We start from the raw sequence: 22,790 nt of genomic DNA on the forward strand, positions 1-22,790 counted from the left end.
GTTCGAAAATGGCTAAATGACAACGTTTTCATGGACTTTATACAACTAAAAAGGACCCGAGACGATTGGTCTCGAATCCTTTAAGTAAATTACTTAGTCATAATGAACATTGGCAGAATCATTGGGTGCCGCTCAGTCTTCTCAAACAAGAAGTTTTGCAGGTCGTCAATGACCGCGTTGCGAATGGAGGCTTCAGTCGCCTTCGGATTGCGCATCGCCCGACGGATCGTCTGGAAGACGCGCCGCCGACCTTCGTTCAACAGTTCACCGGATTCTCGCATGTAGACGAACCCACGAGAAAGCAGATCAGGACCGGCCTTGATCTCTTGGTTCTTGAGATCGATCGTGGCAACCACGACCACCAGACCTTCTTCGGAGAGCAATTGACGGTCGCGTAACACGACGTTGCCAATGTCACCGATGCCAGAGCCGTCAATGTAGACGTCCCCAGCGGTGAAGTGACCAGCGACCCGAGCAGAGTCCTGGGTGAGGGCGAGAACGTCCCCATTTTGCAGGATAAAGCTGTGATCGAGGGGAACTCCACATTGTTCAGCCAGTTCGGTATGAATCTTCAACATCCGGTATTCCCCGTGAATTGGCATGAAGAATTTCGGTTGCATCAGCCGGAGCATCAACTTCTGTTCTTCTTGACCACCGTGACCGGAAGTATGAATGTTGTTGACCTTACCGTGAATGACGTTGGCGCCGGCTTCTTCTAGTTCGTTAATGACCCGGTTGACCGAAATGGTGTTCCCAGGGATTGGGTTACTAGAGAAGACGACGGTGTCACCTGGTTGGATGGCAATTTGCCGGTGGGTCCCGTTAGCGATCCGTGAAAGGGCCGCCATGGGTTCACCTTGCGAACCGGTACAAAGAATCATGACCTTGTTCGCCGGCATGGAGCGGATGGTATTGGCGTCAACTAACGCTTCGTCGGGGATGTTTAAGTACCCGAGTTCTCGACCATTAACAATGGCTGCTTCCATGGAACGTCCAAAGACCGCAATCTTACGACCGTGGGCCAGTGCTGTTTCACAGGCAGTTTCAATCCGAGAAATGTTCGAAGCGAAGGTGGCAAAGATGACCCGGCCCTCGACTTGGTCAAAAATCTTACGGATGGACTTACCCACCCATTTTTCTGACTTCGTCCAGATAGGGCGTTCAGCGTTCGTGCTATCAGACATCAAGCACAAAACGCCTTCTTCGCCCAGCTTGGCCATCTTTTGCAGATCAGGCGGCTGGTTGGTAACAGGTGTTAAGTCGAACTTATAGTCACCCGTTTCCACAATCGTGCCGACTGGTGTATGGACGGCAACCCCCAAGGTATCAGGGATTGAGTGGGTCGTCCGGAAGAAGGTGACACTCATCTTCCGAAATTTAAGCACAGTATCATCATCAATTGTGTGTAGTTCAGTCGATTTAAGTAATCCGTGTTCTTCAAGCTTGTTCTTGATTAAAGCTAAGGCTAACGGCCCCGCGTAAACGGGAACGTTGAGTGCCTTTAATAAATAAGGAATACCGCCAATATGGTCTTCATGGCCGTGGGTAATCACTAGCGCCTTGATTTTGGCTTGGTTTTCAACGAGGTATTGGTAATCGGGAATCACATAATCGATTCCTAATAATTCGTCCTCTGGAAATTTAATCCCGGCATCAATTAGGATGATTTCATCCTGAAATTGAATCCCGTAAGTGTTTTTCCCAATTTCGCCAAGTCCACCCACGCCAAAGATAGCGGTCTCGTTATTTTTGACGTTTAACTTGTTCATTCAGTGAACTCCGTTAATTTGTAATTCGGATTCTGTTGTTCGTAAGCTAAGTCGTTGCCTTCGATAGCTTCAATGAATTCGATATTGTGGTCCGTGTGTGCTTCCACTTGTGCCCGGGCTTCAACCTCGGTTGGGGCCTCCAGGTAAAGGGAATGCGTATCCTCGCGCTTAGGATTCCGCTTGTTATCTTCTTGGTAATATACTTTGTAAATCACAGACAAAACTCCTTCAATTTAAACGATTTAATTCGTCAATTCGTGAGCGAACGATGAATTATTTATGTCCTGCCGAACTGCGGGTTGCTTACACAACAATTAGCACAATTTTAGCATAGTTTCAGCCGATTGTATAGAATTACCCCTAGACCGTAAAACATGCTATGATTAAACTAGCGTAAAGTGAACGGAGGAGTCGCCATGGCACTAATAGTGGAAATAATTATTGGCATCATTATTGCGTTGGTTATTTACGTTGTGATTCACCGAATGATCGTGCAACGGGCTACCAGAATGGTGCGGCGAAACGCCCAGGATGAAACGGATGTGGCGGTCAAGGCCGCCTTACAACGGTTGGTGAATGATGAGGTGCTGACCGAAGAAGAGTGTCAAATTACTTCAGCGGTGACCGTGGCCGACGTCTGGGGCCGGGGCGTGATGGCCTTTGAGTACGCCATGCCGACGGGGATGGATACAGATCGCCGGTTACCGCAATTAGAAACAGCCTTCAATGACGCGTTGGCCAGTTTTAGTGCGGATCACCAAGTCAAAGCAGTTGTGGCCGGACCCGCATTTGTGGTCAGTGACATCTGGTTGTATGAGGGACAACTCCACGTGGATGTGGCCTACCTCATGAATGAATCCACGGTGGAATACTTGAAAGATTTAAAGAAACTTAATGATCCAGCGATGAAGGACCTCTAGTCCTGGTCAGAGCGACTGATTGGCGGGCTAGATGGCTTAAGCAAATGACGTGTTCTTCCACTAGAAGACATTCGGGATACACGCAAGCGATAGGCCAGTCCAGTTAATGGTTCACTCTCACGAGTTGTTTTAGCGAGGACTGAATAGGGACCGTTCCTAGGTTGTTGAAACACACCGAATATGATGTGTAGAAATAGATTGTTAAAATAATCACAATATAATAGAAGAAACGCGTTTATTTTGACTAGAAATCGTCATGCCATTGTTGTCGGTTAGGGAGGTATCCCGTGTTTGGCTGGGAGAAAATCCCCCAAGAAATTTGCGGTTTCTACTATAAAGTGAGTTAATCGAAAAGGATTCAAGCCTGGGTGCCTGGTTGGCATCGAAGAGCTTGAATCCTTTTTGCTTGGTGTTGCCGATTCTTATCCTGAAAGCTGAACCCCACGCTAGATTAGTTTAGCAAACTAAAAAACGCCGCCACCCAATTTTCAGGGTGGCGACGTCATTCTAGTTAATTACTCAATCATGATCATGTCATCATTACGGGCGAACGGCTCGTCCTTGTTGATGTGATCGTAGAAGAGGGTGCCATGTAAGTGGTCGATTTCGTGTTGGCAAACGATTGCCGGGTAATTCTTCAGGCGAATCTGGTGCTTCTCACCGGTCACGTCGTAGTAGCGCAAGGTGATGCGGTCGTGGCGGGGCACGAAGCCGGGCACGTCTTTATCAACGGAGAGGCAACCTTCACCCTCGGTCAGGGCACCGGGTTGAACGGATTCGGACACGATGACGGGATTGATGATGACATCGGTGAACGGTGACTTGCCACCTTCTTCTGGTGCGGGCACCAGCACGGAAGCCATCTTCTTGGAAACACCCACTTGGGGAGCGGCCAAGCCAACGCCAGCGCGCAAACCGTATTTCTTACATTGTTCTGGGTCTTGGGAAACAACTAAGTATTCCATTAAGTCCTTAGCGAGTTGTTGGTCTTCCGCTGAGAGGGGGAACTTCACGTCCGCAGCCTCTTGACGTAGGACGGGATCGCCGTCGCGGACAATATCTTTCATGAGAAACAAGAGCAATTACCTCCGCAAAAATTAAATATAGTTACGTACTATTGTAACATACCGGTTAAAGGAAATGAAATGAAAAGAAAACGGTTTCTATTTTCAAAAAAAGTGAAAAATGTAAAACCGCAACTCGCAGTAGGAGTTTGGCCGAATCCCTTTATTTGTCACAATGAAAGGGCTTGCAAGAGCTGTGAAAAAATGGTACATTTTAAACGTAGTCAGGAAACGCAACGTTAACTCACTTTTAGTTAACAATTTCATATCAAGTGAAAGGAAAGTGTTACTTATGGCTAATGGAAGCAAACAGATTGTAGACTTTGCCAAAATCAAAGCTACGATGGCCGATCCGTACAAGCACCCGGTTCAAGTCATCAATGGAGATGGCAAGGTTGTTGATCCAGACACGTTGGCAAAATATTCAGATGACCAACTTGTTGACTTCATGAAGAAAATGGTTTGGGAGCGTACGTTACACGAACAAACAATGAACTTCTCCCGTCAGGGTCGTCTCGGTTTCTATGCTCCAACTGCCGGTGAGGAAGCCAGTGAAATGGGAAGTGTTACCGCATTTAAGGAACAAGACTTCCTGTTACCTGCATACCGTGATTTACCACAAATGATTCAACACGGTACTACCGTTGCAAAAGGTTTCTTATGGTCAAAGGGTCATGTTGAAGGTAATCAACACGAAAATCCTAACATGATGTTCCCACAAATTATTATTGGTGCCCAATACGTTGAAACTGCCGGCGTTGCTCTGGGTATCCAAAAGAACAAAGACGAAGACCGTGTAGCGTTTGTCTACACCGGTGATGGTGGTACTTCACAAGGGGACTGGTATGAAGGAGTTAACTTCACCAGTGCTTACCAAGCACCTGCCGTATTCTTCGTTCAAAACAACGGTTGGGCTATTTCCGTTCCACGGAAGAAGCAAACTGCTGCTGAAACCTTAGCACAAAAGGCCGTTGCCATGGGTGTTCCTTCCGTCCAAGTTGATGGGATGGATATCGTGGCCGTCCACGAAGTTTCAAAGGCTGCTCGTGAGTATGCCGCAGCTGGTAATGGTCCAGTTGTTATTGAAACTTTAACTTACCGTTATGGTGCTCACTCCTCTGCTGGTGATGATCCTTCTCGTTACCGGACCGATGAAGAAACTAAGCCTTGGTTCGATGCCGATCCATTAATTCGTATGCGGAAGGTCTTAACTGACAAGGGCGTTTGGTCACAAGATCAAGAAGACAAGTTAGTTGAACAATACAAAGACGAATTTAAAGACGCAATGAAGGAAGCTGAAGCAGCACCTGCACAAAAGGTTTCTGACTTCTTGAAGTGGACTTACAATGTTCCTACTCCAGCTGTTAAGAAGCAAATTGCAGAATTCGAAGCAAAGGAGTCGAAGTAATCATGGCTAAAATGACGTATATCAAAGCGATCACTTCTGGTCTGGACCAAGTCTTAAGCGATGACCCTAAGACGTTGATCTTCGGTGAAGATGTTGGTAAAAACGGTGGTGTGTTCCGGACGACCGTTGACTTACAAGACAAGTATGGCGAAGACCGTGTCTTCGATACCCCACTTGCTGAATCCGGTATTCTTGGATTAGCTATTGGTTTATCATTGACTGGCTGGCGTCCAATTCCTGAAATCCAATTCATGGGCTTCACGTTCGAAGCAATGGATGGGATTGTTGGACAATTAGCTCGTGACCACTACCGTTTCGGTGGCCAAAAGAACTTCCCTGTTACCATCCGTACACCATTTGGTGGTGGGACTCATACCGCCGAAATGCACGCTGATAACTTAGAAAACTACTTCGTAAGTACTCCAGGTCTGCGGGTAGTTACCCCTTCAAATCCATACGATGCAAAGGGCTTGGTTATCTCCGCTATTGAAAGCGACGACCCAGTTCTGTTCATGGAAAACTTGAAACTTTACCGTTCAATGAAGGATGAAGTTCCAGATGACAAGTACACTGTTCCGTTGGACTCCGCTAAGGTTGTTCGCGAAGGTACTGATATTACCCTCGTTGCCTACAGTGCTGAAGTCAACGAAGCCTTGACCGCTGCCGATGCTTTAGCTAAGGACAACATCTCTGCTGAAGTTATTGACCTGCGTTCCTTGTCACCAATTGACACTGATACGATCTATGCTTCTATTGACAAGACCCACAAGGTTGTTGTCATTCAAGAAGCACAACGGATGGCCGGTGTCGGCGCCGTTGTCGCATCAGACATTGCTGAAGACAAGATCATGTCATTGGATGCCCCAATCGGCCGGGTAGCTGCGCCAGATAGCGTTTACCCATTTGCCCAAGCTGAAAATGACTGGATCCCTAACTCCGATGATATCGAAGCTAAGGCTCGCGAAATCTTCAACTACTAAAAATAACATCTAAACATTAAACGATAAAATTAACGATGTGGGAGACATCCTGCATTAGATGAAAGAAAGGAAGTTTTCCCATGGCTTATACGTTCAAACTCCCAGAGCTTGGTGAAGGAATGGCCGAAGGCGAAATTTCTTCATGGCTTGTTAAAGAAGGAGACGCAGTTAAGGAAGACGACACATTAGTCGAAATCCAAAACGATAAGTCTGTTTCGGAATTACCATCACCCGTTGCTGGTACTATTTCACAAATTGTTGCACAAGAAGGGGACACTGTTGAAATTGGCGATCCACTGATCGTCATTGACGATGGTTCAGATACCCCTGCTGACTTGACGAAAGCTAGCGACTCTGCAGACGACGCTCCAGCTGAAGAAGCTGCTCCAGCACCTGCACCAGAACCAGCCGCAGCTCCAGCAGCACCTGCTGCTCCAGCCGCTGCACCTACTGGTGTTCCAGCCGCTTCAGATCCTAACAAGTTAGTTATGGCAATGCCATCTGTCCGTCAATACGCACGTGACAAGGGCGTTGACATTACCCTGGTTGCCCCAACCGGTAATCATGGTCAAGTTCTTAAGGCCGACATCGACAACTTCAATGGCGCCGCTGCACCTGCAGCCGCTGCTACTCCAGCTGCCGAAGCTGGTGGCAAGGCCGTTGCTGGTCAAGCTATCAAGCCTTGGAACGCTGACAACCCAGATCTGGAAACTCGTGAACCAATGTCACCAATGCGGAAGATCATTGCTAAGAGCATGCGTACTTCCAAGGACATTGCTCCTCACGTAACTTCATTTGATGAAGTTGAAGTTTCTGACTTAATGGCTAACCGTAAGAAGTACAAGCAAGCTGCTGCCGACAAGGACATCCACTTGACCTTCTTACCTTACATTGTTAAGGCTTTGGTTGCCGTTATGAAGAAGTACCCTGAATTGAACGCATCTATTGATGACACGACTCAGGAAATTGTTTACAAGCACTACTACAACATTGGTATCGCTACCAACACTGATGATGGTCTTTACGTACCAAACATCAAGGCTGCTGATTCCAAGGGTATGTTTGAAATTGCTAAGGAAATCACTGAAAACACCCAAGCTGCTTACGACAACAAGTTAAGCCCAGCTTCTATGGCCGGTGGTTCCATCACGATTTCTAACGTCGGCTCAATCGGTGGTGGCTGGTTTACCCCAGTTATCAACCAACCTGAAGTTGCTATTTTAGGTGTTGGCCGGATTGAAAAGGCTCCTATCGTCAACGAAGATGGCGACATCGTTGTTGGTCGTATGTTGAAGCTTTCTCTGAGTTACGATCACCGTCTGATTGATGGTGCCTTAGCTCAAAATATTTTGAACGACATGAAGGCATTGTTACACGATCCTGCAATGTTGTTAATGGAAGGGTAGGAATAATATGGCAGATGTTGAAAAAAAGGACACCGTCATCATTGGTGCCGGACCCGGCGGTTACGTTGCCGCCATTCGGGCTTCTGAATTAGGCCAAAAGGTCACTTTAGTTGAAAAGTCCGATACCCTTGGTGGTGTCTGCTTAAACGTTGGTTGTGTACCTTCTAAGGCCTTGATTCAAGCGGGTCACCGTTTGGAACAAGCTAAAGACGGTTCCACCTACGGGATTTCAACGAAGTCAGCTGAAATCGACTTCGCCAAGACTCAGGAATGGAAGCAAAAGAAGGTCGTTGATCGGATGACCAGCGGTGTTAAGATGCTGATGAAGAAGCACCACGTTGACGTTGTTAACGGGGAAGCTGTCTTCCTGAGTGACACCCAACTACGGGTTATGCCTACGGGTGAAAAGCAGTTCATGTCCACTGATACGGGCCAGACTTTCGAATTCAATAACATTATTATTGCATCCGGGTCTCACCCAATCGAAATCCCTGGCTTCAAGTTTGAAGGTCGGGTTGTCGATTCTACCGGTGGTCTGGGCTTGCCAGAAATCCCTAAGGAATTCGTTGTTATCGGTGGTGGTTACGTTGGGACTGAATTAGCTGGTGCATACGCTAGCTTAGGCGCTCACGTAACAATCCTCGAAGGCACGAAGTCAATTCTGCCTAACTTTACTAAGGACATGGTTTCCGTTGTCCTTAAGAAGTTGAAGAAGAAGGGCGTTGATGTCATCACCAACGCTATGGCTAAGAGTTCCAAGCAAGACGACAACAGTGTCAGTGTGACCTACGCTGTCGACGGCAAGGAATCTACGATTAAGGCTGACTACTGCATGGTTACCGTTGGTCGTAAGCCAAACACTGACGACTTAGGCTTGGAATACACCAAGGTTAAGTTGAACGACCATGGTCAAATCGAAGTCGATAACCAAGGCCGGACTGCTTCAGAACACATCTGGGCTGTCGGTGACGCTGTTCCTGGTGCTGCATTGGCTCACAAGGCCTTTGCTGAAGCCAAGACTGCGGCTGGTGCCATCTCCGGTAAGAAGACGGCTAACGACTGGCTGAGTGTTCCAGCTGTCTGCTTCTCTGATCCTGAAATTGCGACCGTTGGTTACAGCGCCGACGCAGCTAAGGACAAGGGAATCAAGGTCAAGACTGCGCAATTCCCATTCGCTGGGAACGCACGTGCCGTTTCATTGGACGCCGCTGATGGGTTTGTTCGTTTCATCTACACGGATGACGACAACAAGAACATCGTGGGTGCCGAAGCGGTTGGCCCTGAAGCCAGCACTATGGCTGGTGAATTATCAATCATCGTTAACGACGGCTTGAACGTTGAAGACGTTGCCTTGACCATTCACCCACACCCAACGTTAAACGAACCAATCCAAGAAACTGCCGATATCGCTTTGGGCTTCCCAACCCATATCTAAAGTCTCTCGTGATTGTAAAAAGCGTTACAGAAAAGGTTGCCAGCAATGGCGGCCTTTTTTGCTGTCCTTGGGTTTTGGTTTGGGGCTTTAGGGTCAGGTCCTCTAGGGTCAGGGGCTTAAGGTCAAAACCAGGGTCAAGGGCACGTGGCATTGGTCACCTGCGGCTTCCAGGTGTTCCGCCTGCTGTGGGGAACGGTGCCGGCCTGAGAAGCGGTCCGGTACCTCGCTTTGAAACCTCGCTGGGGTGCGCGAGTTGCCAAAGTCGTCCCGTGATGTAAGACCGGGCAGGGCACCCGGTCAACATCACCGACACAGCCGTCTCCACACCTGGCTTCCTCCGTCTCTTGATGGTGAGTGGTCTGTGTACCAGGTTTAACCCAAACCTGGTACAACGGGTGTGTCCGGTGATAACAAGGTTGTAGCCCTCATCGTTCGTATCGGTCAAGGCATTGCCTCAATGACGTGAATATAGATGTAAAAGGCGTGGGGATGTTTTACTGAATTATGATTGGGAAGGGCAGCGCAATACTGATAGGCACGATAGCAGGCGGTGACAGTCAACTTTTTCTGGGTTTCAACAAGTAGCTTGTTGGGGAACTTGTGTCAGCCGAGAGGGTGGTAAAAATGGGCTCAGCCGGGGGATTTTCTGGCTGGTCTTTAGCTAGAAAATGGCGACTTTGAAACGTGTTCTTCGGTTCAAAGCGAGGTTGAAGACCGCACTTTGGCTTCGACCGTCCTGCCCCCCAGCGTTCCGGCCCATTTTTACCGCCCGGTAGGCGCTGGCGAGAGGCGTGTGAAAAGGGTGCTCATTCTTAAAATTTTAGAACATAAAAAGTTGATTGTTACAGCTTGCTATCCCCGGGCGTTCACTTATAATGGAGCTATGACTTGCGTTTTGCCCGGACCACACCGTGTGCGTCTGGGCGCGAGAGAACGTGAATTGGGCAAAAGGAGGGTCACTATGAAGCCAACGTTGATTATTCAAGGAAACTTTGATCAGGCCAGTCGGTTTATCCGGCAATTACTGGTGGCAGATCTGCCATTGGAATGTGTTGTGATCCCGAATGTAACTGACGACGCCCCGCGGTATCAAGCGTTGGTGGTGGCCAGTGCCCTGTGTCCTCGGATGACGCTACGGGTGGGGACGGCCGTGGACTATGGTAAGGCCACTTGGTTGGTTTTGCTTGACCGGGCAGATGCTGAAACCGTTCCGGCGGCTGAAGTCGCTGAATTACGAGTGTTCATGAACCGAATCGTAGAAAATGGGTTTAAGGGGCAATTAGTTTTCTGTGGTGAGCATGATGAATTGTTGACCTACTTTGCCTGGAAATTCTCTGGATTGAACCAGAGCCAAATCTGGGGCCTGGGAACCTTCCCGTTGGCGCGGCTATTAACGTACCGCTTGGCTGAACGACTCGGGGTCGGTGTGGCAGCGATTCAGGCGGCCGTCGTCGGGACGTCGGATAAGCCCATCGTGGCGTGGAGCCGGACTTACGTGGGGCCAGCACCCATTTTGATGTATCTGGCTAACGAAGACGCCAAGTTTAACGCGGATGACTTAGGCAAAATGAGTCATTGGCTTCAACGCGAGGCTGGGACGGACCAACGACTGTTGCGTTCTATGGCACTTATTCGCCTGCTAGAGGCCGATTTGACGAATCAACCCCTAATTGCCTCAGTCACGAATATTCACGATGAGGAGCCAGTTTACGCCGCAGCGACCCCTGTGCTGGTGAATGGCAGTGGGGTCAAGCATCTGACCAATTTAGTGTTATCTGAAGACGAACAACAAGAATTTACCGAGCAAATTACGACGCTACGGGAAAACATTGCGACCATTGCCGGTCAGCAAACGGAAGGACGCGCTTAACATGGAACCAAATAATTATGCTTACCCCTTAGAACCAGATTGGTCGACGGAAGACATCGTTGCGGTGACCACGCTCTATCAACGGGTAGAAGACGCGTATGAGTTGCTACACGGCGTGGCTAGCAGTGACTTGCTGAACGCCTACCGGGCATTTCAGACGGTCGTTCCGCAAAAATTTATGGAAAAACAGCTCGATAAGTCTTTTGAAGAGGCAGCTGGGTATAGCATTTACCGGACGATGAAACGTGCCCGGCAGGAAGATGGTCAGATTAAGATGAAAGGACAGGCGTAGCATGAGCCAAGATTGGCAGCAACTCAACACCGCAATTATTAAGTTATTAAAAGAGGCTCGGCAACGGGTTTTAACGAAAATGCAAGATCCTTTGACGGTCGCTGAAAAGAGCAATCGCAAAGATTTAGTCACCAACGTGGACCGCGCCAATGAAAAATTTTTGATTGCCGGTATTCGCGAAATTGATCCCACCGCTCAGGTTTTAGGCGAAGAGGGCTTTGGGGATGAACTCACCAGTCTCGACGGTCGGGTCTGGATCGTTGACCCCATCGATGGCACGATGAACTTTGTGAAACAGCAAGATAACTTTGCCATCATGATTGGCATCTACCAGGACGGCGTTGGTCAGTTAGGGTACATCTATGATGTCATGAATGACGTGCTGTACCACGGTGGACCGCAACTGGGCGGCGTTTGGGCCGATGATCGGCAACTCGCAGCGCCGGCTGATATTGCGTTGGCCGATGGCTTGATTGGTGCCAGTGGTCCCTTAGTGATTCATGATGTGGCGCACATGCAAGAAATTATTCACGTTAGTTCGGGAATGCGCGTCCTGGGAAGTGCCGGAATCGAAATGATTAATATCATGAATGGCAAGACGCTGGGGTACATTTCGCACCTGAAACCTTGGGACATCGCGGCAGGTCAAGTCCTGCTAAATGAGTTGGGGGTTCAAGTGTCGACTATTGACGGAAAACCACTCGATATGTTATCATCTAATCTTGTACTAGTAGCGACGAAAAAAGCGCAACGTGATATTCTCCGAATCGAAGAAGATGACGTCTCACTGTGACCCTGTCACAGTTTTTTTATGCGGCTGGCCGATACGGATGGACTTTACCAGCTATTGACGCTACAATAAGCGTACTTACAGACGTAAGCATGCCGTGATCCATCTAATTCACCAAGCACGAAAGGAAGAAATACACTTGAAAATCAGAGATGATATCCGTAACATTGCCATCATTGCCCACGTTGACCACGGGAAGACGACCCTGGTTAACGAAATGCTGAAACAATCCGATACGTTAGACGAACACACGGCCATTGACGACCGTGCCATGGATACTAATGCAATCGAAAAGGAACGGGGCATTACGATCCTGTCCAAGAACACCGCTGTTCGTTACGGCGACAAGCAAATCAACATCTTGGATACCCCAGGACACGCCGACTTTGGTGGTGAAGTGGAACGGATCATGCGCATGGTTGACGGCGTTCTGTTGGTTGTCGATGCCTACGAAGGTACGATGCCACAAACCCGTTTCGTTTTGAAGAAGGCCCTCGATCAACACTTAACCCCAATCGTGGTTATCAACAAGGTTGACCGTGAAGGCGCCCGTCCTTCCGAAGTCGTTGACGAAGTCTTAGACCTCTTCATCGAATTAGGTGCGGACGAAGACCAATTGGACTTCCCAGTGGTTTACGCCTCAGCTATGAACGGGACTTCTAGCTACGAGCCAGAAATCTCCTCACAAGAACACACGATGAAGCCTGTCTTTGACACTATCATCAAGCACATCCCAGCCCCAATTGACAACACTGACGAACCCTTACAGTTCCAAGTTGCCATGCTCGACTACAACGATTTCGTTGGTCGGATTGGGATTGGCCGGATCTTCCGTGGGAAGGTTAAGGTTGGTGACAATGTTACTGTTATGAAGCTTGACGGTTCTAAGCAAAACTTCCGGGTTACCAAGTTATTTGGTTTCTTCGGTTTGAAGCGTTTGGAAATCAACGAAGCCCAAGCCGGTGACTTGATTGCCGTATCTGGGATGGATGAAATCAACGTTGGGGAAACTGTTGTGGCTCCTGACACGCTGGAACCACTTCCAGTCTTACGGATTGACGAACCAACGCTGCAAATGACTTTCCGGACCAACGACTCACCATTTGCTGGTCGCGAAGGTAAGTTCGTGACGTCTCGTCAAATCGAAGAACGTTTGAAGCGTGAATTGCATACCGATGTTTCCTTACGTGTCGATGACACCGACAATCCTGGTGCCTGGGTCGTTTCTGGTCGTGGTGAACTTCACTTGTCCATCCTGATCGAAACGATGCGTCGTGAAGGTTACGAATTGCAAGCTTCTCGTCCAGAAGTTATCTACAGAACAATCGATAACGTTCGTTGCGAACCATTCGAATCAGTTCAAATCGATACGCCTGACGAATACACCGGTTCAATCATTGACACCTTATCTAAGCGTAAGGGTGAAATGAAGAACATGGAAGCCGTTGGGAATGGTCAAACGCGTTTGACCTTCATTGCCCCATCACGTGGGTTAATCGGTTACTCAACTGAATTCTTGTCCTTAACTCGTGGATACGGGATCATGAACCACACGTTCTCCAAGTACATGCCAGTTATCAAGAACTGGAACCCTGGTCGTCATAACGGGACTTTGGTTTCCATCAACTCTGGTAAGGTAACGACTTACGCTATCATGGCTGTGCAAGACCGTGGGATCATCTTTACTGATGCCGGGACTGAAGTTTACGAAGGCATGATTATTGGCCAAAACAGCCGTGACAACGACATTTCTGTCAACATCACGCGTGGTCGTAACCAAACCAACGTCCGGGCCGCTGGTTCTGAAGATATCGCCAAGGTTAAATCACCTTTGAAGATGTCCTTGGAAGAATCACTGGAATTCATCAACGAAGATGAATACTGTGAAATCACCCCAGAACACGTTCGTCTTCGGAAGCAAATTCTGAACACCGGTGAACGTGAAAAGGCTGCCAAGAAGCGGAAGACTGCTTCACGGAAGTAATTTAAACCTTAAATAAATTTTAACGGTAAGACCTAGTGAGGGAACTCACGGGCCTTACCGTTTTTTTTGTGCCAAAATCAGGAGTGAGCTATGCTATAATGTAAACATTCGATTACCGCTAGACGGCGGTAGACTTGGAGCGAATCAATCGTATGCGAAAGTTAAAATATTTAGATTATTGGTTACTGGTGCCTTATTTGATTTTGAGTGTCTTCGGGATTGTGATGGTGTATTCTGCCAGTGCTGACATCGGCACGCAAAATGGGGGGAGTCCGGGTAGTTATTTAATTAAGCAGGCTCTGTATGTCTTCCTGGGATTAGCTATCCTGGGGTTCATGATTATGATGAACATTAATAAATTGCGGAATAAACGATTGTTGAAGATTGCCGGGTACTTTGCCTACGGGGCGTTGTTCTTCCTGCTAATCAAGGGTGAAACCGTCAATGGGGCCGCTGGCTGGATCAGCCTTGGGCCCATCAACATTCAACCAGCCGAATTCATTAAGTTTTATATCATTATCTGGTTATCAAACGTCATCACGAACCGCCAGGATGACTTGGAAGAATACAGTTGGCTGTCGACGATGCAAAAGCCGTTATTAGTTTGCGCGATTATTTTGGTCTTGATTGTGAGACAACCCGACTTAGGGGGCGCAGCCATCAACGGCGCTATCATGTTTGTCCTGTTCTTAAGCAGTGGGTTTGCCTCACGTTGGGCTAAGATTATTTTTACCGGAATTATTGCTGGCGGAATTTTTGTGCTTATGCCGGCGCTTTCCTGGTTAGCATCGTCGTCTGCAGGAAAAGGGTCGTATCAGTTACAACGAATCGTGGCCTTCATGAACCCCTTTGAGCATGCTCAGGGTGTGGGGCAACAGTTAGTTAATTCTTACTACGCGATTAGTAATGGCGGGATTTTTGGTGTCGGTTGGGGAAATAGTATCCAAAAAACGGGGTACCTACCCGAACCCAATACCGACTTTATCATGGCTATTTTGACCGAGGAGTTAGGCTTGATCACGGCGCTGGCCGTTGTAACGTTACTCTTTGTGATTATCTTACGGACCGTACTGATTGGTGTTCGGAGCAATTCGACCTATCAATCGCTAGTGTGTTACGGGGCAGCTACTTATTTAGCCGTCCAAACGTCGTTTAACTTGGGTGGGGTCTTAGGCTTCCTCCCAATCACCGGGGTCACGTTCCCGTTCATCAGTTACGGGGGTTCTAGTACTTGGACCCTGGCGCTGGTAATGGGGGTCGTGATGAACATTAGTGCCCGGCAGAAGCGTTATCGGATGACGAACTAGTTTGTGAGGTATAAGTATTGAGATACCAATCTATTCCTGATGTCATTAGAGATAACGCAAATTGTTTCTGAGTAATAAATGATAACTTATGATAGCAAAGTTCTGTATGGGCTGAACTAGTGTTAGCCGCAGTCATAGACTGTTTGGTGGATTAAGTAAGAGACAGGCAAGTGATTGACGGGCTAACTGCGTGTCAGCCGTGAGGGCGGTGAAAATAAGTTCAGCCGTGGGAATTCTCTTAGCGATTTATCGCTTAGAAAATTGGCGTCTTTGTGACTCGGTCTTTGAGGCACAAAGCGAGCCCGGAGACCGGTTCTTGGCTCCGGGTGTCCGCTCCGGGTGTCCGCTCCGGGTGTCCGCTCCGGGTGTCCGCTCCGGGTGTCCGCTCCGGGTGTCCGCTCCGGGTGTCCGCTCCGGGTGTCCGCCCACCGCGTTCCGACTTATTTTCACCGCCCGGTAAGGCGACGGACACGCAAGCCTAGCCCGTAAAAGAAGGAGGACGAACGAATGGCATTTGAAATGCAAGCGCGGCAGAGTCTGATTGTCTATACCTATAGCTTAAAGCAGACGCGCCAACTAAAACGCTACGGGACCGTGATGTACGTGTCAAAGAAGATGCGTTACGTGGTCCTCTACGTCGATCAAGAGGACGTCAAGAGTTTAACTGACCAGCTGAGTCAATTGCGTTTTGTGAAGCGCGTAGTGGCTTCGGCACGGCCAGAAATCAGTGAAACGTTTAACGGGGTCGCCGAAGAGATGACGGCCCACCAAGACCCTGAAGCAGAGGATGATGAAGAATGAGAATTGTAGCTGGTGATTTTGGTGGCCGGCGGTTGAAGGCCGTTCCTGGCATGGCCACGCGACCAACCACGGATAAAGTTAAGGAAGCCCTGTTCAATATTATTGGACCTTACTTTGAGGGTGGCCGGAGTCTGGACCTGTTTGCCGGTTCCGGGGGCCTCAGCATTGAAGCCGTCTCCCGGGGAATCGAACAGGCCGTTTTGATTGACCGCCAGTACGCGGCAATCCAAACGATCAAGGACAACGTAGCGGTTACCAAAGACGTGGACCGTTTTGAAATTTTAAAGCGAGACGCGAACCGGGCGCTGCAGGAATTGTCTGACCGTGGCGACCAGTTTGACCTGGTCTTCTTTGATCCGCCATACGCCCAACAAAAAATTTTGGACCAGATGGCACGGCTACGGGAATTAAATCTGTTGACGCCAACGGCTCGGATCGTGTGCGAAACGGACCAGCAGGCAAAATTACCAGATGACGTTGACGGCTTTCACTTCATCGAACGCCGGGACTACGGGATTACTGAGCTGACCATTTATGGAATGGGAAGTGACGCTGAATGACGATTGCGGTCTTTCCAGGCAGCTTTGATCCGTTGACCAATGGCCATCTGGATTTGATTACTCGCGCCAGTAAAATTTTTGATCAGCTGGTCGTCGCTGTGGGGCAGAACACGTCTAAGCGCGGCCTGTTCACGACGGCAGAACGGGTGGCCTTTATTGAAGAGTCCACGAAAGACTTGCCCAATGTAACTGTGCGGGTCGAAAGTGGCCTGACGGTGAGCTTCATGCAGTCGATTCAGGCGACCGTGCTGGTCCGGGGCATTCGCAACAGCGTGGACTTTGAGTATGAACAGGGCATCGCGGGGATGAACCGGACGCTGGACCACAATGTTGATACGGTTTGCTTGATGGCAGACCCCCAGTATCAGTTCGTCTCCTCGAGTCTGTTAAAGGAGGTCGCGCGCTTCGGTGGGGACCTCACCAATTTGGTGCCGCCCGTGGTGGCCCATGCCATGGTTGCGCGCTTAGAAGGTGAACAGTAAATGTGGAAATTGACCCGCCGTGAGTGGCGGCAAATTATCGTAACGATTGGCCTTTCGGTGCTGGTTTTGGCATTTTTCTTCCTGCCACTCCCCAAGTACATTGAGGGACCAGGCGAGGCGGATAATTTAAAATCATTTGTGAGCATGCCGGGGCATCCCGATAAGTATGGGGGCAAGTACATGATTACGTCCGTGGCCCTGTCACAGGCGCGTCCTGCCACGTATTTATACGCGAAGTTAAATTCTTACTACAGCATTGAAAGTGTGGATGATGTTACTGGGGGCGAAAGTAATGCCACCTATGACAAGGTTCAGGACTTTTATATGCAGAGTGCGATCAATGAATCCATTTACACGGCCTATCAGGCGGCCCACAAGCCGGTGACGCGGCGTTATCTGGGCATCTACGTGCTGAGCGTGGATGCGAAGTCACCGTTTGCTGGTAAGCTTAAGGTGGGCGATACCGTGACCAAGGTCAACGGTCGCCATTTTAATTCGATGGTCGGGTACCAACGTTACATCCAGAAGCAAACTGTTGGGAAACCGGCAACCATTACGTATAAGCACAATGGTCAAACAAAACGGGTGACCAAGAAGCTGATGCGCCTGCCAACCAAAAAGGCGGGAATCGGCATCACGCTGACCGATAACGTTAAGGTCACCGCAAAGCCAAAGGTCTCCATCGACGCGGGTCAAATCGGTGGGCCTTCTGGTGGGCTGATGTTTAGTCTGCAGGTCTACTCACAGGTCACCGGCAAGAATTTGCGCCACGGCCGGAAGATTGCGGGGACCGGGACCGTTGATGGTGACGGTAACGTCGGTGAAATTGGTGGCATCGATAAGAAAATTATCGCGGCCAAGCGTGCCGGCGCGACGGTCTTCTTTGCACCGTACGTGAAACCGTCTAAGCTCTTGCTAAAGTACGAAGAGCAGCACAAGACCAATTACCAATTGGCCAAAGCAACGGCGAAGAAGTATGCGCCAGACATGAAAGTCGTGCCGGTCAAGACGTTTAATGACGCCGTGCACTACTTGGAGACACATAAATAAGATGTGTGATGAGGTTGGAGAATTTTTCCAGCCTTTTATTTTTGAAAATTTTTTGGCGAAATAAAAAATATTTGCGCCCCGTTTACGCAGTTAATCTGTAAAGGGGGCGCAAAATGAGTCGCATACAAGAATGGTGGTTGACGTTGAGTCGGCAGCAACGGTGGTTAGGATTAACAATTGGGATTAGCGTCGTGGTCCTGGGGGGCTGGTTAGCGCTGCGGCAACCCGCACAGGCGGCCGAATCGACCATGATTCCGTCCGCAACCGGGAGTGGGCAAATGCAGCAGTCGTCGGCTATTAGCAGTGGTCATCGACCAGCTACTCAGTCGATGGCGGGGCAGTCCAGTCAGGCGAGTAGCCACGATACCCGGGTCTTTGTAGATGTGCAGGGGGCGGTTGCCCATCCGGGACTCTATCAGTTTGGGGCCGACATGCGGGTAGCCGATGCGTTGAAGGCCGCCGGTGGTCTGACTAGTCGAGCGGACCGGCAACAGATCAATCTCGCCACGCGCTTGACCGACCAGCAACAGCTATACGTGCCCATCAAGGGAGAAAAGCCACCGGCTAGCAGTGCGGCAACAGCAACCTCTGGTAGTGGCACTCAGAAGTCAGGGAGCCAGGCGACAGCTACTAGTGGGGGAAGCGACAAGCCCACGGCCGTGGTGAATTTGAACACGGCCACGGTGGCGGACCTACAGCAGCTAACCGGTATCGGGGAGAAGAAGGCTCAAAAGATTGTTGATTACCGTGAGGCCCACGGGAGCTTTCAGACGGTGGCCGATTTGGCCCAGGTTCCTGGCTTTGGGGCGAAGACGGTGGCGAATTTACAAGATCAACTCACGACGTCTTAACTGGTGGTATACTAAAAAATAAAATTGCTAAAGGGGTAATTGTGATGAAACGAGAACGGATTCCTTGGGACCAATATTTTATGCTCCAGGCACTAGTGATTTCCACGCGAAGCACCTGTAACCGGCTGGCGGTCGGGGCAACCGTGGTTCGGGATAAACGCATCATTGCGGCGGGTTATAACGGCTCGGTTTCGGGTGATGACCACTGTTTGGACGAGGGGTGTTACATGGTTGACGGCCACTGTGTTCGGACCATTCACGCGGAAATGAATGCCATCTTACAGTGCGCCAAGTTTGGGGAGGCGACGGACGGGGCAGAAATTTACGTGACGGACTTTCCGTGTCTCCAATGCACCAAGATGCTACTGCAGGCCGGTATTCGTAAAATTACTTACATGCGAAGTTATCACAATGACCCGTACGCCCAAAAGTTAATCGATTTGAAACATGTGGTGTTAAATCAAGTAACCGTTGATCCTGCTTTACTGGCGACGTTGCCGTTTGATCAACCCAAACAAGATTAGTGACGGCTGACCGCTGGTTCTTTATGAGTCTGCCGGTGGCAGCACTGAGCGTGATCATGGGCGGCCATCCCTGGGCCGGTGCGCTTCTTCTGGGTGTGATGTTGGCCCGGGTTTGGACCTTAAGAGTGCGGTCCATTTGGGTATTGACACTGGTCTTGCTCGGCTTATTTGGCGGGCTCTGGGGGATGCGACAGGCGACACTAACGCGCCGGCAACTGCCATTTGCGACCCCGACACTGACCAATCGAACCTTACGCGTGCAACCGGACGCCGTGGTTCTGCGCGGGGCAGCCTATTATTTTGTGGCCCGAGATATTGTGACCGGCGAAGGTTTAACGGTGCGGGGCGCGGTGAAAACGGCTGATGAGCTTCAGCAATTGCAGCATGAGAGCCACGCGACTGTCTGGCGGGTGAGTGGCCAACAACAAGGCATTTTGCCGGCCACAAATTTCAATCAATTCGATGGTGCGGCTTACTGGCGGCATCGGGGAATCGTGAAGACACTAAAGATTACGGCAATCACCGGTCGGGAGCGGGCCCAATCCACGCTGATGTCAGGGTTTACGGACTGGGGACATCATTGGCGAGCGCGGCTAATTCAGGCCTGTGAGCGGTTGCCTGGCGCGTTACGGGTCTACGCGCTAGGCCTTTTGCCGGGTACCAAGGCGGCAGAGTCGGTGGCTGAACTACAGGGGATGCAACGGTTAGGTCTGCTCCATTTATTTGCGATTTCAGGGCTCCACGTGGCGTTACTTCTGACGGCGGTCGAGTGGCTGTGTGTGCACCTGCGACTGCAGCGCGAACACTGGGAGACGGGGATGCTTCTTGGCTTGCCGGCTTACTTCATCCTGGCTGGTAGTGGGAGTGGGGTTCTTCGTGCCTGCTGGATGCGTGGCCTTCAATTGACGGGTAAACGCCTGGGCTGGCGGCTCAGCACCCTGGACGCGTGGGCCTTGGCCTTTTTGGTCGGGCTGGCGGTGAATCCTGGGTTACTATTTGAGCTAGGGAGTCAGTTGAGCTACGGCTTGTCCCTGGGGCTGATTTTGCTGAAGGATGAGTCCAAGGCCTGGCGGCAGGTCGGCCTCACGTTACTGGGCCTGCCCAGCCTTCTCAGCGGCTTGTTTCAGTGGCATAGTCTGACGCTACTGGCCAACTGGTTGGTGGCGCCATTATTTCCTATCGTCATTTTACCCGTGACGTTGCTGGGAACCGCAGTGTTTCCTTGGTTGCCCGGTGTCAGTCGCTGGTGTGCGAGCCTGTTAAAGAGATTAGACGATGGTCTAGCCTGGTTGGCAACGCTACCTGGAAATGTGCCCTTTGGCAAACCAGCGTGGTGGGTGGCGTGGCTCTGGCTTGCCGGAACCTGGTGGCTGTTTACCCGCGCACCCCGACAGCGTCGGCGGTGGGTCTGGGCGTTACTGGTGAGTTATGTCCTCGTCTACGGGACGATTCACTTACCGCTGTCTGGTGAGGTGGCTTACTTTGATGTGGGTCAGGGAGACAGTATTCTGTTGCGCACGCCCTTCAACCGGCGAATCTCACTGATTGATACCGGCGGTCGCTTGGGCTTTCCTCAGGCCGACTGGGTCCCGCCAACACCCACCACGTACGGTGCAGAGCGCACAAATATCAATTACTTAAAGAGTCGGGGCATTGATCACGTGGATGACCTTTATCTGACCCACCACGATGCCGATCACATTGGGGACCTGCCAGCCTTCTTACAGGAGCTGCGGGTCAAGCGACTGCTGGTGCCAGCGGGGATGGAAGCAGAGCCAGGGTGGCAACGCTTATTGAAGAACAGTGCCACGCCGGTTAAAATCGAACCCATTCAAGTTGGCAGTCAAGTATCCCTATTGGTGCGGCATCCTTATCACGCCGCACCGGCTGAAAATGAAAATTCCTTAGCACTACAGGGAACCTTTGGCGGCCTGAATTTCCTGTTTATGGGGGACTTGGACCAGGCCGGCGAACAGAAAATGTTGGCGGCGGACCCGCAGTTGCGCACGGACGTGTTAAAATTAGGACATCACGGAAGTAAAACGGCGTCGGCACCAGCTTTTATTGCTCAATTGAAACCTAAGTGGGCAATTATTTCTGCGGGCCGACAGAATCGTTATGGCCATCCGAATGCGGAGACCCTCACCACGCTGCGACAGAATCAGGTGCCGGCGGTGAGTACCCAAACGAGCGGGATGATCCGCTACGTTTATCGGGGGAAGCACGGGTATTGGCAAACTAAACTTAAAGGGGCACAAGTGTCGTGACAATCAATGAACTTTTAAAAACACTCGAACACGGCGGGCAGTTGGCCAACGTTTATTTAATTCTGGGCCAAGCGGATTATCTGCAGCGGCGGTTAAAGATGGGCTTCAAGAATAGTGTGCCAGCCGAAGAACAGACCATGAACTTTGCCAGCTATGACATGGACACGGTCCCGCTGGCGGTCGCCCTGGATGATGCCATGGCGGCGCCGTTCTTTGGCGAACGGCGGGTCGTCTGCATCGACAACCCCCAATTTTTAACCGGTGAAACGAAGAAACAGAAGGTCGATCACGATATCGATAGTCTCCAAACGTATTTGGGCGCCCCCATGCCCAGTACGGTACTGGTCTTCTTTGCTCCGTATGAGAAGCTGGATGGCCGGAAGAAAGTGTCGAAGCAATTAAAAAAAGTTGCCACGACGATTGAAATCGGCAACTTTGCGGAGCGTGAGGTGCGGCAGTTTATTGAAGGCCAGCTCAAACAGGATGGTTATAGCATGGCACCGGCCGCACTGAACGAATTGATTCAGCGAACCGATGCGGACTTGACTCTCATGATGAGTGAGTTGCCTAAGTTGGAACTCTTCTCCTTGCCCAGCAAAACGATTGAGCTGACGGCCGTCACTGGACTGGTGCGGCAGACCTTAACACAAAATGTGTTTGACCTGGTCAACCGGGTCTTGGCTAAGGACACAGCGGGGGCGGTGACGCTGTACCGGGAACTGCTGCAGGCTAAGGAAGAACCGCTACGAATCAATGCCATTTTACAGGGACAATTTCGCCTGCTGATTCAGACCAAGGTCTTAGCCAAGCAGGGATACAGTCAGGGGAAGCTAGCCAGCATCTTAAAGGTGCACCCGTACCGAATTAAGCTGGCGTTGCAGAGTCAGCGACGGTTTAAGCTGACCGATTTGAACCGGGCATACTTGGGACTTTTCCGAGTCGAGCAGCAGATGAAGTCGACGGCGATGGAACCGGAGATGCTGTTTTCGTTATTCATGACGCAATTTGCGAGTCAAGTTGCCTAAACATA

21 protein-coding genes are annotated in these 22,790 nt (G+C 50.2%); 18 read left to right on the forward strand and 3 right to left on the reverse strand.

Annotated features, from left to right (window positions below; all coding sequences use genetic code 11):
- Window positions 1–89 precede the first annotated feature (89 nt).
- Both rnjA and ACEPST_RS11615 read right to left on the reverse strand, forming a co-directional pair.
- Window positions 90–1,769: a ribonuclease J1 gene (gene rnjA / locus ACEPST_RS11610; protein ID WP_125763004.1), complete on the reverse strand. Its 1,680-nt coding sequence runs from the start codon at window positions 1,767–1,769 to the stop codon at window positions 90–92.
- Window positions 1,766–1,984: a DNA-directed RNA polymerase subunit epsilon gene (locus ACEPST_RS11615; RefSeq protein WP_125763002.1), complete on the reverse strand. Its 219-nt coding sequence runs from the start codon at window positions 1,982–1,984 to the stop codon at window positions 1,766–1,768. The genes rnjA and ACEPST_RS11615 overlap by 4 nt, the downstream gene beginning before the upstream one ends.
- Window positions 1,985–2,185: 201 nt before the next feature.
- Between ACEPST_RS11615 and ACEPST_RS11620 the strand changes: the two genes are divergently transcribed.
- Window positions 2,186–2,689, forward strand: coding sequence for a hypothetical protein (locus tag ACEPST_RS11620; protein WP_203646060.1), 504 nt, complete (start codon window positions 2,186–2,188; stop codon window positions 2,687–2,689).
- A 515-nt stretch (window positions 2,690–3,204) separates the two neighbouring features.
- Here ACEPST_RS11620 and def read toward each other — a convergent pair.
- Window positions 3,205–3,765: a peptide deformylase gene (gene def, locus ACEPST_RS11625; protein ID WP_203646939.1), complete on the reverse strand. Its 561-nt coding sequence runs from the start codon at window positions 3,763–3,765 to the stop codon at window positions 3,205–3,207.
- Between the two features lie 280 nt (window positions 3,766–4,045).
- Here def and pdhA point away from each other — a divergent pair, with 280 nt between their 5' ends.
- The 17 genes from pdhA to holA all read left to right on the forward strand — a co-directional run bounded on the left by pdhA (window position 4,046) and on the right by holA (window position 22,785).
- A complete protein-coding gene (gene pdhA, locus ACEPST_RS11630) occupies window positions 4,046–5,161 on the forward strand; it encodes a pyruvate dehydrogenase (acetyl-transferring) E1 component subunit alpha (RefSeq protein WP_203646937.1) in 1,116 nt (371 codons plus the stop codon).
- Between the two features lie 2 nt (window positions 5,162–5,163).
- A complete protein-coding gene (locus ACEPST_RS11635) occupies window positions 5,164–6,141 on the forward strand; it encodes an alpha-ketoacid dehydrogenase subunit beta (RefSeq protein ID WP_125762994.1) in 978 nt (325 codons plus the stop codon).
- 80 nt (window positions 6,142–6,221) lie between these two features.
- Window positions 6,222–7,547, forward strand: coding sequence for a 2-oxo acid dehydrogenase subunit E2 (locus tag ACEPST_RS11640; protein ID WP_395390874.1), 1,326 nt, complete (start codon window positions 6,222–6,224; stop codon window positions 7,545–7,547).
- A 7-nt stretch (window positions 7,548–7,554) separates the two neighbouring features.
- Window positions 7,555–8,982 (forward strand): dihydrolipoyl dehydrogenase, encoded by a 1,428-nt coding sequence (gene lpdA, locus ACEPST_RS11645; protein WP_203646934.1) that lies wholly within the window; start codon window positions 7,555–7,557, stop codon window positions 8,980–8,982.
- A gap of 961 nt (window positions 8,983–9,943) precedes the next feature.
- Window positions 9,944–10,852: a lactate dehydrogenase gene (locus ACEPST_RS11650; RefSeq protein ID WP_204121485.1), complete on the forward strand. Its 909-nt coding sequence runs from the start codon at window positions 9,944–9,946 to the stop codon at window positions 10,850–10,852.
- Between the two features lies 1 nt (window position 10,853).
- Window positions 10,854–11,144, forward strand: a complete 291-nt coding sequence (locus tag ACEPST_RS11655) for a UPF0223 family protein (protein WP_204121484.1) — start codon at window positions 10,854–10,856, stop codon at window positions 11,142–11,144.
- A 1-nt stretch (window position 11,145) separates the two neighbouring features.
- A complete protein-coding gene (locus ACEPST_RS11660) occupies window positions 11,146–11,937 on the forward strand; it encodes an inositol monophosphatase family protein (protein WP_203646929.1) in 792 nt (263 codons plus the stop codon).
- Between the two features lie 136 nt (window positions 11,938–12,073).
- Window positions 12,074–13,918: a translational GTPase TypA gene (typA, locus tag ACEPST_RS11665; RefSeq protein WP_203646927.1), complete on the forward strand. Its 1,845-nt coding sequence runs from the start codon at window positions 12,074–12,076 to the stop codon at window positions 13,916–13,918.
- 152 nt (window positions 13,919–14,070) lie between these two features.
- Entirely contained in the window at window positions 14,071–15,225 is a 1,155-nt protein-coding gene (locus ACEPST_RS11670; protein ID WP_204121483.1) for an FtsW/RodA/SpoVE family cell cycle protein, read from the forward strand.
- Window positions 15,226–15,732: 507 nt separating this feature from the next.
- Window positions 15,733–16,026, forward strand: coding sequence for a YlbG family protein (locus ACEPST_RS11675; protein ID WP_204121482.1), 294 nt, complete (start codon window positions 15,733–15,735; stop codon window positions 16,024–16,026).
- The gene (gene rsmD / locus ACEPST_RS11680) at window positions 16,023–16,586 is read left to right on the forward strand and encodes a 16S rRNA (guanine(966)-N(2))-methyltransferase RsmD (protein WP_204121481.1); all 564 of its coding nucleotides are present in this window, start codon (window positions 16,023–16,025) and stop codon (window positions 16,584–16,586) included. The genes ACEPST_RS11675 and rsmD overlap by 4 nt, the downstream gene beginning before the upstream one ends.
- Entirely contained in the window at window positions 16,583–17,068 is a 486-nt protein-coding gene (gene coaD, locus ACEPST_RS11685; protein WP_204121480.1) for a pantetheine-phosphate adenylyltransferase, read from the forward strand. Before rsmD ends, coaD begins: the two co-directional genes overlap by 4 nt.
- Window positions 17,069–18,118 (forward strand): SepM family pheromone-processing serine protease, encoded by a 1,050-nt coding sequence (locus ACEPST_RS11690; RefSeq protein ID WP_204121479.1) that lies wholly within the window; start codon window positions 17,069–17,071, stop codon window positions 18,116–18,118.
- Window positions 18,119–18,231: 113 nt separating this feature from the next.
- Window positions 18,232–18,969, forward strand: a complete 738-nt coding sequence (locus tag ACEPST_RS11695; RefSeq protein WP_204121478.1) for a helix-hairpin-helix domain-containing protein — start codon at window positions 18,232–18,234, stop codon at window positions 18,967–18,969.
- 44 nt (window positions 18,970–19,013) lie between these two features.
- Window positions 19,014–19,493, forward strand: a complete 480-nt coding sequence (locus ACEPST_RS11700; RefSeq protein ID WP_204121477.1) for a ComE operon protein 2 — start codon at window positions 19,014–19,016, stop codon at window positions 19,491–19,493.
- Between the two features lie 23 nt (window positions 19,494–19,516).
- Window positions 19,517–21,760, forward strand: a complete 2,244-nt coding sequence (locus tag ACEPST_RS11705; protein ID WP_395390881.1) for a DNA internalization-related competence protein ComEC/Rec2 — start codon at window positions 19,517–19,519, stop codon at window positions 21,758–21,760.
- Complete coding sequence (holA, locus tag ACEPST_RS11710; protein WP_204121476.1) at window positions 21,757–22,785, forward strand: DNA polymerase III subunit delta; 1,029 nt, start codon at window positions 21,757–21,759, stop codon at window positions 22,783–22,785. Before ACEPST_RS11705 ends, holA begins: the two co-directional genes overlap by 4 nt.
- The last annotated feature ends 5 nt before the right edge of the window (window positions 22,786–22,790 follow it).

This window comes from Levilactobacillus sp. FUA 3915, assembly GCF_044053135.1.
In the GTDB taxonomy this organism is placed as follows: domain Bacteria; phylum Bacillota; class Bacilli; order Lactobacillales; family Lactobacillaceae; genus Levilactobacillus; species Levilactobacillus lanxiensis.

Coding starts and splice junctions, on each gene's coding strand:
- rnjA (WP_125763004.1), bottom strand. CDS start 1,769: ATGAACAAGTTAAACGTCAAAAATAACGAGACCGCTATCTTTGGCGTG.
- ACEPST_RS11620 (WP_203646060.1), top strand. CDS start 2,186: ATGGCACTAATAGTGGAAATAATTATTGGCATCATTATTGCGTTGGTT.
- pdhA (WP_203646937.1), top strand. CDS start 4,046: ATGGCTAATGGAAGCAAACAGATTGTAGACTTTGCCAAAATCAAAGCT.
- ACEPST_RS11635 (WP_125762994.1), top strand. CDS start 5,164: ATGGCTAAAATGACGTATATCAAAGCGATCACTTCTGGTCTGGACCAA.
- ACEPST_RS11640 (WP_395390874.1), top strand. CDS start 6,222: ATGGCTTATACGTTCAAACTCCCAGAGCTTGGTGAAGGAATGGCCGAA.
- lpdA (WP_203646934.1), top strand. CDS start 7,555: ATGGCAGATGTTGAAAAAAAGGACACCGTCATCATTGGTGCCGGACCC.
- ACEPST_RS11650 (WP_204121485.1), top strand. CDS start 9,944: ATGAAGCCAACGTTGATTATTCAAGGAAACTTTGATCAGGCCAGTCGG.
- ACEPST_RS11655 (WP_204121484.1), top strand. CDS start 10,854: ATGGAACCAAATAATTATGCTTACCCCTTAGAACCAGATTGGTCGACG.
- ACEPST_RS11660 (WP_203646929.1), top strand. CDS start 11,146: ATGAGCCAAGATTGGCAGCAACTCAACACCGCAATTATTAAGTTATTA.
- ACEPST_RS11670 (WP_204121483.1), top strand. CDS start 14,071: ATGCGAAAGTTAAAATATTTAGATTATTGGTTACTGGTGCCTTATTTG.
- ACEPST_RS11675 (WP_204121482.1), top strand. CDS start 15,733: ATGGCATTTGAAATGCAAGCGCGGCAGAGTCTGATTGTCTATACCTAT.
- rsmD (WP_204121481.1), top strand. CDS start 16,023: ATGAGAATTGTAGCTGGTGATTTTGGTGGCCGGCGGTTGAAGGCCGTT.
- coaD (WP_204121480.1), top strand. CDS start 16,583: ATGACGATTGCGGTCTTTCCAGGCAGCTTTGATCCGTTGACCAATGGC.
- ACEPST_RS11690 (WP_204121479.1), top strand. CDS start 17,069: ATGTGGAAATTGACCCGCCGTGAGTGGCGGCAAATTATCGTAACGATT.
- ACEPST_RS11695 (WP_204121478.1), top strand. CDS start 18,232: ATGAGTCGCATACAAGAATGGTGGTTGACGTTGAGTCGGCAGCAACGG.
- ACEPST_RS11700 (WP_204121477.1), top strand. CDS start 19,014: ATGAAACGAGAACGGATTCCTTGGGACCAATATTTTATGCTCCAGGCA.
- ACEPST_RS11705 (WP_395390881.1), top strand. CDS start 19,517: ATGAGTCTGCCGGTGGCAGCACTGAGCGTGATCATGGGCGGCCATCCC.